Below are 11,557 nucleotides of genomic sequence, written 5' to 3'. Positions count from 1 at the left end.
AGGAGCTAATGAGTTTCCGTGAAAGCTCTATCTCTATAACGGGAGAAACCCGTGTAACCTACTCTAAAATTTCAGTTCCCACTCACAAGACCATTCAATAAGATTTAAAACATTAGGCTCTCAGCATCCCTAACTCTCTGTAGTCATCAAAAATATCTACTTTTCTTGTTCATTGCTTTATTTCAATATTTAACTTTCTTATATTGTATTCTTGAAAACATTATATGTCAAGACTTTATTTAATATTTTCCGATTTATAGTCAAATTCTAGTACTATATTTGAGCTTTTTAATACTTATATAGAGAAATAATGCTGTTAACGAAGTTGCAATCAAATCTGCAATAGGTTGTGAGAGCCATATTCCATCTAATCCAAAAAATAGTGGAAGTATAAGAATAAGTGGTATGAGCACTATTACTTGTCTTAATATACTTAAAATCATCGAAATTTTAGCCTCATTTATTGCCTGAAAAAAACTTGCTCCCAAGAGCTGAAATCCTAAAATGGGTAAAAACACTAAATCAATTCTGATTCCTCGTGCACCTAGATTTATTATATCAGGATTATTACCTACAAACAAACCTATAATAGGTTTAGCAAATATCTGTACTCCTAAAAACCCGATTACAGCAATTAAAGTGCCGAAAGCTATAGCAAGCTTTAAAACCTTTAAAACCCTAGTATACAATTTTGCCCCATAGTTATAGCCTATTATAGGCTGAATACCTTGACTTATTCCAATAATCGGCATAAAAATAAGCATTGATATGCTATTTAGTATTCCCATTGCAGCTATTGCTATATCCCCTCCATAAGCATACAGTCCCTTATTATATAAAACAACTACAGCACTTGATGCTATTTGCATGGAAAAAGGTGAAATTCCAATTGCCAAAATGTCTTTTATAATATATAGACGGAGTTTCAAATTTTCTTTTTTTATCTTAAGAATACTTCCACTATTTTTAAATGTAAAATATTTTATAACCCATAATGTATTAAAAGCTTGAGAAATTAAAGTCGCAATCGCCGCACCTTGAATTCCCATATTAAACCCGAATATTAGTATGGGATCTAATATAATATTTACAATTGCACCAAACACCATTGTAAGCATTGCCATTTTCGGATTACCCTCAGCTCGAATTATATTGTTAATACCAAAGCCTATATTTTGAAAAACAGCTCCCATAAGTATAATTTGTATATATGCTTTTGCATAGGGGATACTATTTTTACTTGCACCGAATAAAATTAAAAAGTCATCTAGAAACATAACTCCGATTAAGCTAAGCACTAATGATATTAATGTTATAAGTATAAGTGCATTCCCTAAAATGTTATTTGCTGTATCCGTGTTTTTTTCTCCTAGCCTTATGGATATCACCGCACTAGCGCCTATACCAATAAGCATTCCAAAAGCCATTATAATAACTGAAATTGGAAAGGTGATAGCAAGTCCTGAAAGCGCATAAGACCCTACATCTTTAATATGTCCTATATAAATTCGATCAACAATATTATATAGTGCATTTACAATCATTCCTGTTATAGCAGGCACCGAAAACTTAAAAAGTAATTTTCCTATACCTGCTGTTCCTAATTCATTTGTTGCGTTCATAAAAATTTCCTCCATTTAGTTATACTATATCTTTCTAGTATATCATATGTTTATATTTCCAGTTATCCTTAAACTGATAAAAAAAGCCAAAATTAATTTATGAAATTATATAAATATTTAAAATGAAGGCAAAACAAAGAGTAGATTCCCCATAAACAGGATATAATCTACTCTTTTTTTTAATCATTCTATACCAAAATTTGTGCCAGAAAACTTTGCAATCTTTCATTTTGAGGATTCTCAAAGATTTGTTCTGGGGGGCCTTCTTCTGCAATGACACCTTCATTAATAAAAATAACACGGTCGGCTACTTCTTTTGCAAATCCCATTTCATGTGTTACCACAATCATTGTCATTCCATCTTTGGCTAGGTCTTTCATAACCTTTAGCACTTCTCCAACAAGTTCTGGATCTAAAGCTGACGTAGGTTCATCAAACAGAATAACCTTAGGGTCCATAGCCAGAGCCCTGGCTATTGCCACTCTTTGCTGTTGTCCACCAGATAACATTGCAGGATATTCATCTATTTTATCTTCAATACCCACTTTTGTTATCAGTTCCAATGCAATTTTTCTTGCTTTATCTTTTGACATTTTTTTAATTGTAACTGGTCCTTCCATAACATTTTGAATTACAGTCATATGGGGAAATAAGTTGAACCGTTGAAAAACCATGCCAACTTTTTGACGGATAAAATTAATATTACCTTCCCTTGTGTGAACTATTTTTCCATCAATCCATATCTCGCCTTTTGTTTTCTTATCTAAATAATTAATACATCTAAGTAAAGTACTTTTTCCTGAACCGCTGCCTCCAATTAAACAAAGTACCTCACCCTCATTTACTGTTAAATCAATACCTTTCAATACTTCAAGATCTCCAAAAGTTTTATGTAAATTTTTCACCTCTATCATGCTCATACAATCACCTCTCACTTATTTTTAATTTTAATTCCATTCTTCTAAGCAGTTTTGTAACTACCAATATGATAGCAAGATAATAAACACCTGCAATAAAGAAAATAGGGAAAACATCATAAGTTACTGATGCATATTGTTTTGCAAGTAACATAATTTCTGTAATTGTTATTACACTAGCAAGTGAAGAGTCCTTAATAGCTATAATAAACTGATTACCTAAAGCAGGTATAGACCGTTTAAAAGCTTGAGGCAAAATAACACGTTTCATCGCTTGAAATCTACTCATGCCAAGGGATCTTGCTGCTTCTCTTTGTCCAAAATCAATAGACTCGATAGCCCCTCTAAATATTTCACTAATATAAGCACCATTATGAAGGGTTAATCCAATAATTGCTGACGGAAAACTCGCAATCATAATCCCCATACCAGGTAACCCATAAAATATAAAATAAAGTTGCAATAGAAGAGGCGTTCCCCTAATAATAGTAACGTATAAATCCATAAAAACTGTTATATATTTTTTATTAGTTAACTTTAACATAGCTACTATCAAGCCAAGAATTGTACCAAATAATATTGAAAAAAAAGCTAACTCTAATGTCCATACGACTCCAGGAATAAATTTAGGAGCGTACTTAATTACAGTTGTAAAAAATGTAACTATACTATCTACTAATTCTGTCATAAAATTCCTCCCATTTTTAATGCTATATCACAAAGCTATCAGAGGGTGACATGTCACAGCTCACTGATAGCTTTTGTGGAATTTAATAAGCATATACTTACTTATTTATTTACATCTTGAAGATTTACACCAAACCACTTCATACTAATTTTCTCATATGTGCCATCTGCTATAATATCTTTTAAAGCTTTGTTTACTACTTCTAATAATTTTGTATCTTCTTTTCTTATTGCTATAGCATTATCTTCAACATAAAGTAATGGACCAACAGGTTCAATATCTACTCCATATTTTTCAGGTGCAGCTAGTCCTACAAAGTAATCAGTTACAAGTCCATCTGCCCTACCTTGATCTAGACTCTTAAAATTGTCTACATCACCTTGGAATTGGACAATATCAGATATATTATCCATTTTTTCTAATGCTTGAATGAAAGTTGTTCCTGTTACAACGCCTACTTTACCATCTTTCAAATCTTCAATGCTATTTAGCGTTGTCCCTTTTTTAGCAAAAAATTGTGCTCCACCATTATAATAAGGCTCTGTGAAGTTAACTTTCTTTTTACGCTCCTCGGTAACACCCATACTTCCAATTATTAGATCAGATCTTTTAGCAATTAGTGAAGCTACGATTCCTTCCCATTCAGTAGTAATTGGGACTGCCTTAACCCCCAGTTTTTCAGCAATTGCACTGGCTATATCAATATCAAACCCAGCTACCTCTCCATCCTCACCTATAAAATTAAAAGGTGGATACTGTCCTGACATTGTGTACGTCATCTCTTTTTTCTCCATAATAGTATCATAAGTTGTTTTAGTATCCTTCTTACACCCTACTAACATACTAACTAATAAAAGTCCCAGTCCTACTGATAGAATAATTTTTTTATTCATATTTTACCTCCTGAATTATATTTGTTTTTTACATGCATATCTTAGCTTAAACATTTTTTTAGTATATGTATTTACCTTATCAATTATCCAGGTATACTCACTCTGTGATTAAAAGCAACTTCCGAATGCCTTATAACAATTTTTATTATAGATTCCATAATTGCTTCTCCTTACCTAGTGTATTTAGATTAATAAAGGAAACCCATTATCCTTTGTTGCTCACACATTGTACATTAAACTTTTATATAAAGAAAAAAACATTCCAGCCCTATATTACATAGAGTAAGAGTGTTTATGTGCACCTAATTATCCGTCCACTTTATACCTAGAAACATAGTATATTTATGGACATTTGATTTTACCCAAATCGCAATTTCAGTAATAATTTGTTTTATTATCACACATATCACTAAACTTAGTTTACCATAGTTGGACTGTATTGTCAACTTCTCAACAATTCACCATCCTTTTACCTATCATTTCACTTTTCAATATTTTTAATTTTAAAAGCAAATAACGCTCCGAAAAGTCCACCAATAATATGGGCAAGTTGAGAAATATTATCCTGAGCAAAAGCACCTCCATAGATTTCTCTTCCTATAAATACGAAAAACACAATTATTAACGTTAGTGGAATCTTCCCTTTCTCAGCATTTGTAAAGGAGCTTAAAATAATAAACATGTAAACGATGCCACTGGCGCCAAGTAGTGCACTACCCGAGAAAATTGTATGTATTACTCCTGTAACAAAAGCTGTTATTAGGATTAATTGTACTAAAACTTTTGAACCATATTTCTCTTCTAACATAGGTCCAATTATTAAAATTATTATAAAATTACCTGAGAAGTGAGCCCAATTAGCGTGACCTAATACATAAGAAAAAAGCCTCACATATTGCAGGGGGTCTAAAAATGAGGTTCTATAATTTGAAAATAAAAATGAAGTTAAAGCACCATTTGTTAAGTAACCTAGCAAATAGCTAGCAAGAGATAAAAAAGTAAAAGTTAATATCACCGGCGAATTATATTGTATTTTTTTGAATTTATTCTGCATTTTTTGTCCTCCATTTAAATTCATAATAAAAGAGTTTTTAATATAAGTCAATTGTTTACAAACCATCCCTTGGGTTGCAACAACTACTTCTAATAATAAGTTGCGTTTTTAATTTAACTCTGCGAGCTTTCTCATTACCATTAGAAATCAAGTCCAAAAGCATTTTTGCAGCATTTTCTCCAAGCAAATACATGTTTTGGTCTACTGCTCTAAATACACAATCATTGTATTTTTCACTTTATTAAATTTCTAACATCCCCAAGAATAGCTCTTGGAACTGGTAAATCTAACATAGTTTTTAATCCTGGCTCTGCATTCATTACAAGTGGGATCATATTAACGCAAATAGCTACTGTAGCAATTCCACCTGGTATTTCAGGTTTTATTTGAAGGTTCAAGTTTGGAACTCCTTTAATTGTAATATAATCTCCTGTATCTATATTCTCCATTTCAGGTTTTATCTGTTGAGGATGTTCCATTGTTATAAACAATTTGTCTCCTAAATCTGCAAATCCTAATTGTTTACATCCAGCAACATCTCCAGCCTTTACTGAAACAATATCTGTGCTACGTGGAATAGTTGTAATTATTGGTGATTTTTCTTGTCTAATATTATTAAGCTTTATATTAAAGGCTTCTTCAAACATTCCAAATGATTGTAAAAATCCAACGTGTCCGTCTATTGTATTGTCTTTAACCCCTTGTTTAAATTCTTCCTCTTTGAGTCCAATACCTTGCTCAACCATAACTGCTTTACCAAAGCAAGCTAAATCATTAACTCTCGTAGCATTAATACTTTCAACTGTATCACTAACTCCTGTAAGCATTATAGCCACTAAATCCATTATGAATCCTGGATTTACTCCAGTTCCTAATATTGAAACCTTATTCTCTTTAGCAATTCTATCCATTTCATCTGATAATTCTGGATCTAGTGCTCTTGGGTATGACATTTCTTCAGCCGTTGTTACAACATCCATGCCAGCTTCTACAGCCATTTTTATTAATGGAAATACAACTTTTGTAAATGAAGCTGTAGCCATAAGACAAACATCTGCATAACCTTTCTTTATAACATCTTCAGCATTTTTTGTAACGATGCAAGAATTATCTCCGCTCGCTTCTACACCTAATACTTCATAAAGCTTTTTAGAAACTTTACTCGGATCCATGTCAATAGCACCTACAATAGTAAATCCTTTTTTACTAAGGACCATTTTAGCAATACCGCTTCCCATTACGCCTAATCCCCAAACTACAACTCTTATCTTTTTTTTCATAATATTTTCCTCCTCATAATTTTATAAATTATTATAATACTTTTCAATATAAGGAGAGGTCATAGCTGCTAAAAGACAACCATAATCTATTTTAAAGTCCACTATATCTCCCACTGTTAGCTCTTTTTCACAATCAGTTACATCTATAATTAGATGATCACTACTTGCGCCAAAAATACTTATATTCTTGTCCATTGGAGTTAACCCTTCGAGTCTTATATCTTGTCTTCCTACTGCAATAATAGCTCTTTTTCTTATTCCATCATCTTTAAAATCAGGTTTATTACCAAAAGCATCCATTCCTATAGTACCCCTTGGTAATGTGGGTTTACTCTTTATCTCAATTATCTCACCCTTTAATATAAAAGCATCTTCATAGCAATTAGGTACATGTAGCCCATAAGCAGTTTCTCTCCCAAGAACTATTGACTCACCAATTCTAAGCTGATTAATTTCTTTTGGCATAGTATCATTCATAACCATATAAAGACTACTAGAGTTTCCTCCTGAAATTACAGATAAATTAAGTCCAAAGGTTTTTTCTACATCTAATTTTAACTCTATAAGTTTTCCTAAGTTTTCTCTATCTGGAATTACTCCACCGTAACAAGTAAGATTGGTGCCCAGTCCAATTAATTTAACATTATCTATTTCTATTATTTTTTCTACAGTTTTAATTAAATCTTGGATTAGTACACCCTCTCTTAAATCTCCTAAATCTACCATTAGTATAATATTGTGAGTTTTATTTGAATCCTTTGCAGCGTGTCCCAACTTCACAATTGTAGCAAGCTCAGAATTTAAGCTTACATCACTATACCTTACAATCTCCTCTGCTTCACTTATCATTGGAATTCTAAGCATCATCTTAGTACAATTTAAATCATTCATTTTTTTCAGATTCATAATTCTAGAATCCGCAACAGATTTAACTCCAGCGCTAAGTATAGCCTCAACAATGGGCTTATTTGCACAAAATACTTTAGTTACCATAGTAACATCTATGTTCTTTTCATTACACATGGCTAATACTTTCTTTGCGTTGTGTGTTAACTTTACTAAGTCTACTTCCACACAAGGATAAGTCTTTTTCATATAGATACACTCCTTCTCCTAAATTGGACTACTCTCTTCATCAATTTTCATATCCATTGTTATTCCCAAACTTTTAATTAAAAGGGCTTTAGCAACTTCACTATTTTCTCTACTTAATACTCCGGCACATGCCATAATATAGTTTACATCTAGGAGCACTTTAGCACCTTTTTTAGGTAGCATTGTCACTTCATCCTTTAAGTATCTTATTCCCAGGAGTAAGTCTTCTCCCTTAGGAAGTCTTGTAAGTGCCCCACCAGTACCTATTATATATTTAACCTCAGATAAATCCTTACCATAAGCCACAAACCCACTTTCACCATCATATTTTCTTTTTATAAACCCCACATGCCTATCTATTGCAACATCTATAGCTTTTTTTGTTAAAAGTCTACTTGCAATTATATCATCTTCTTCTATAGGTATAGCTTTTATATGTCGACTTATATCTTCCACAGTATATCCACCTAAATCCCTAGGGTCAAGTAAATCTATGAGATTCTTGCTATTTATAAATACTCCAAGATCTCCTTCTACAGTCCTTTTAGCCTTTGGTTCAGGGTTTATTAGCATATCTAAGACTACACTACTTCCTTCTGTAACAGAATGTACATCTGTGGTAGCCCCACCTACATCAAAAACCACCAGGTCTCCTATCATTTCGTATAAAACTTTTGAACTTTCCATAACTGCTCCTGGAGTTGGCATTATGCTTCCATTTACCATCTCTTTTATTTTATTCATCCCAGGAGCTTTTACAATATTCTTTTCAAAAGCCTGTTGTATTATTCTCCTTGCTGGTTCCACATTTAAGGTATCTACCATTGGATAAACGTTATCAATTACATAAATCTCCTGGCCTTCAAATATGTCCTTAATTTCATCCTGATTTTCGATATTTCCACAGTATACAATTGGAATGCTGAATTTTTCAAGGCTTATGAGTTCTGCATTATAAAGTGCAGTTTCTCTTTCACCATAATCTGTACCCCCAGCAATCATTATCATGTTTGGATTTATATAATGGATTCTCTTTAAATCACTTTTTCTCATCTTGCCAGCTGTAACCATTTTTATGATACCACCAGCACCAAGCGCTGCTTCTCTTGCAGCTTTAACAGTCATTTGTTCCATTAGTCCGTGAACTGTTATGCGTAGTCCTCCTGCAGCACTTGATGTAGCTAGCATCTTTTCCCATGTAATTGATTCCTGTATTTGATTTTCAATATCTTTTATTGCATCTCTCAGTCCTATAGTTACATCACCATCTAATACAGTAGTACAGCTTTTACCTTGAAAAGGAATTTTAACATCAATCTGTCCCTTATCGTCATAACACGCATTAAATGCTGTAACTAAAGTAGTAGTGCTGCCTATTTCAGCAACTAGATAATCTACCTTCACAAGGATCCCCTCCTTTTATGTTTCTTCCTCTTCTTCAATATCAGGAATACCCATTAACCTTTTTATTATAAAGGATGCAACCCCTGTGCCATTTGATCCTCGTCCAAATCCAACATCCATACCGTTTGCTTTAGCTATTTCATCAGTTACTTGTGTACCACCAGAAATAAGTATAATTTTATCTCTTACCCCTTTTTCTATGCAAAGATCACTAAGTTTTCTCATATTCTTTATGTGCACATCATTATGAGAAATGATTGTACTACAAAGTATAGCTTGAGCTTTTGATTCTATAGCAGCATCCACTAATTTTTCTATTGGACATGAAGTGCCAAGATAAAGTGCATCTATACCAAATCTTTCCACACCACCATGTTTAATATCTATAATTTCCCTTAGCCCTACCGAATGCTCATCTTCACCTACTGTTCCAGCCGCAATTTTTATTGGATGCTCCTTTACGTAATCTTTCATAACTTTATTTGAAAGCGGTTTTCTTCTTTTGGGGAGTATAAGTTCATCTCTTTTTACAGGAGTAAAATCGCAAACACCCTTAATTTCTACAAGGCAACCTTCAGCTTTTTGAAGTACTTGTTTATGAAGAATTTCAACATCTTTTAAGTTCATTCGCGTGCCTATTTCAAGAGCTGCTGCTTCAGCAATTTGTTCGTTCTCAGGAATAAATAAAGTTATTTTTACGTACCCATCTTTAGCCCATTGAACTTCAGGGATCACATTTCCATCTTCTTTAACTTTTTCCATTCTCTTAAATACATTATCATTCTGGTCTAATTCATCTATATATTGGATTTTTGAATGGTCACATAATGTACATTCAGAAATAGGATCGCAAGCTTTTTTATATCCATTTGGAATATTATTATATCCAAAGTGACCACAAACTGGTGCATAATAATCACTGTCTCTCTGAACTATTGTGTCAACAGCATCTCCGCCGTCCATCTTTCTTGAAATACCGTCATCATTTCTTTCTGGATACTCACCCGAATCTATAAAGAATCCTGAATCAACTGCTTTAAAATATCCTCCTACCTCTATCATTTCCTCAAGGAACAATATAGCTCTCTCTTCTAGTTCCCTAGCTTTTTCAGGTAAATAACCGGTCTTCTTAAGTTCGATCATGTCCATTAGTCCATCCATACCTAACAATGACTGTTTTGCAGTATTTACAGCATGAATTGTATTATAATGCCATGGAACATTACGTCCTTCATCAGGAGTTATAGTGCTTTGAATATCAACAGAAGTTAATTCTGAGATTAATAAATTCAATGTATGACCAACTGTAGCTTCTCTTTCACAAGATTCTACATATTTTGTATTCATTTGAGCTCTCATTCTATATTTTTTAAAGAAATGTCTAAGCGCTACCGCATAAGGCAAGTCATATCTCATACAAGGAGCTGGTGCTGAACTTGGTGGTACAGTTGAAAGGGCAATATTTTCTGGTTTCATACCTACCATTTCCGAAAAACAAGAATTTATAGCATGTTGTACCATAAGTTCCGGCATTACCTTGTAGCCCTTCATAGCTGTTGCATTTGCATTATGTGCACCGTCAATTTGAAGAATTTCTGCAAAGGCCATTACACCTTTCGCAACTGCTGCATCTACAAAGGATCTATACATATTAATATTCCTATAGAGTACATTGTATTGAGGATCTTGATGAGCTCCATTAACGCCTTCCTCTGCGAACATAACTGCCACATCAGGACCAGCCACACCAGACACGTAGGAATGGAAATTAATTCTTCTTCCTACTTCTTCTTCTATTAAATCTATAGCTTTTCTTGTTGCTCTAACTTCTTTTCTAGTTATTGGTACGCCGCCTATACCCTCTGGGCTTCCTTCGAGTAATCCATCAAAATGGCTTTGCCCCATAGTCCTTATTACCATTAAATGATCCGCACCATGCCAGGCTGCCATTCTCATTCTTCTTAAATCATCTTCAAATCTTCCTGAAGCTATTTCAGCGGTAAGAACAGGTCTCGGTTGGGGGTCTATACCTTCAAAACTTCTTGCTGCTGGAAGGGCCTGACTTTTCTTTAGTGGAGCTGATATTTCATGGTAAGTGAATTCTCCAACTTTTCCTTCTTTATTTTCTTCTCTCCAGTGCCAACCTCTCCATTTCGGTTCATACTTATCTAAATCTTTTAGAATCTCTTCTACATTAAGCTTTACATTCTCTTCTAACTTTTCAGCCATTACTCGTCACTTCCCTTCATTTTTTCTGATACCTTATCCCAACCTATACCTTTAGCTAATTCTTCACCTGCTTTAAGGTAATCCATGTCCTTTAGCCTTGCATAAGTTAAAATAACATTTCCAATACCTTTTCCTAGTAAGTTGTATTTTGTACCATAATCAATTAATGGTTTTGCCTGAAGACTTGAAAATCCCATTCTAAGCGCTACGGACCTCTCAATAGCAGGAGACGTATGGGTATAAGCTAAATCCACAATTGGTTTTACGATTTTTTCAGTTAAGCTCCAAAATCTATCATATAGTTGTTCCTCTGTTAGTTCCTTTAAATGCTCACTTCTTTTTTCAAAATCATCTTTTCTTTTCATAAATTAATTT

Annotated in this window: 10 protein-coding genes and 1 pseudogene; all 11 read right to left on the bottom strand. The window is 33.4% G+C overall.

Annotated elements, in window-relative coordinates; translation table 11 throughout:
- Window positions 1–260: 260 nt before the first annotated feature.
- The 11 genes and pseudogenes from JJD95_RS11335 to JJD95_RS11285 all read right to left on the bottom strand — a co-directional run bounded on the left by JJD95_RS11335 (window position 261) and on the right by JJD95_RS11285 (window position 11,547).
- The gene (locus JJD95_RS11335; RefSeq protein ID WP_291643131.1) at window positions 261–1,622 is read right to left on the bottom strand and encodes an MATE family efflux transporter; all 1,362 of its coding nucleotides are present in this window, start codon (window positions 1,620–1,622) and stop codon (window positions 261–263) included.
- Between the two features lie 188 nt (window positions 1,623–1,810).
- The gene (locus tag JJD95_RS11330) at window positions 1,811–2,536 is read right to left on the bottom strand and encodes an amino acid ABC transporter ATP-binding protein (RefSeq protein WP_291643132.1); all 726 of its coding nucleotides are present in this window, start codon (window positions 2,534–2,536) and stop codon (window positions 1,811–1,813) included.
- A gap of 10 nt (window positions 2,537–2,546) precedes the next feature.
- Complete coding sequence (locus JJD95_RS11325) at window positions 2,547–3,227, bottom strand: amino acid ABC transporter permease (RefSeq protein ID WP_291643130.1); 681 nt, start codon at window positions 3,225–3,227, stop codon at window positions 2,547–2,549.
- Between the two features lie 101 nt (window positions 3,228–3,328).
- Entirely contained in the window at window positions 3,329–4,120 is a 792-nt protein-coding gene (locus JJD95_RS11320) for a transporter substrate-binding domain-containing protein (protein WP_291643129.1), read from the bottom strand.
- A 481-nt stretch (window positions 4,121–4,601) separates the two neighbouring features.
- Complete coding sequence (locus tag JJD95_RS11315; protein ID WP_291643128.1) at window positions 4,602–5,174, bottom strand: rhomboid family intramembrane serine protease; 573 nt, start codon at window positions 5,172–5,174, stop codon at window positions 4,602–4,604.
- A gap of 55 nt (window positions 5,175–5,229) precedes the next feature.
- Window positions 5,230–5,370: pseudogene (locus JJD95_RS11310) on the bottom strand (substrate-binding domain-containing protein); the annotation flags it as partial.
- A gap of 37 nt (window positions 5,371–5,407) precedes the next feature.
- Window positions 5,408–6,454, bottom strand: coding sequence for a 2,4-diaminopentanoate dehydrogenase (gene ord, locus JJD95_RS11305; RefSeq protein ID WP_291643127.1), 1,047 nt, complete (start codon window positions 6,452–6,454; stop codon window positions 5,408–5,410).
- Window positions 6,455–6,475: 21 nt separating this feature from the next.
- Complete coding sequence (gene orr / locus JJD95_RS11300) at window positions 6,476–7,549, bottom strand: ornithine racemase Orr (RefSeq protein WP_291643126.1); 1,074 nt, start codon at window positions 7,547–7,549, stop codon at window positions 6,476–6,478.
- A gap of 18 nt (window positions 7,550–7,567) precedes the next feature.
- Entirely contained in the window at window positions 7,568–8,953 is a 1,386-nt protein-coding gene (locus tag JJD95_RS11295) for a GlmL-related ornithine degradation protein (protein WP_291643125.1), read from the bottom strand.
- A gap of 15 nt (window positions 8,954–8,968) precedes the next feature.
- On the bottom strand, window positions 8,969–11,182 hold the full coding sequence (gene oraE, locus JJD95_RS11290; protein WP_291643124.1) for a D-ornithine 4,5-aminomutase subunit OraE: 2,214 nt from the start codon (window positions 11,180–11,182) through the stop codon (window positions 8,969–8,971).
- Window positions 11,182–11,547 carry an ornithine aminomutase subunit alpha gene (locus JJD95_RS11285; RefSeq protein ID WP_291643123.1) on the bottom strand — a complete coding sequence of 122 codons (366 nt, stop codon included), beginning with the start codon at window positions 11,545–11,547 and terminating at the stop codon, window positions 11,182–11,184. The genes oraE and JJD95_RS11285 overlap by 1 nt, the downstream gene beginning before the upstream one ends.
- Window positions 11,548–11,557 lie beyond the last annotated feature (10 nt).

Source organism: Clostridium sp., from assembly GCF_016650035.1.
GTDB lineage: Bacteria > Bacillota > Clostridia > Clostridiales > Clostridiaceae > Clostridium_AD.
This window is presented reverse-complemented; position numbering and strand designations above follow the sequence as displayed.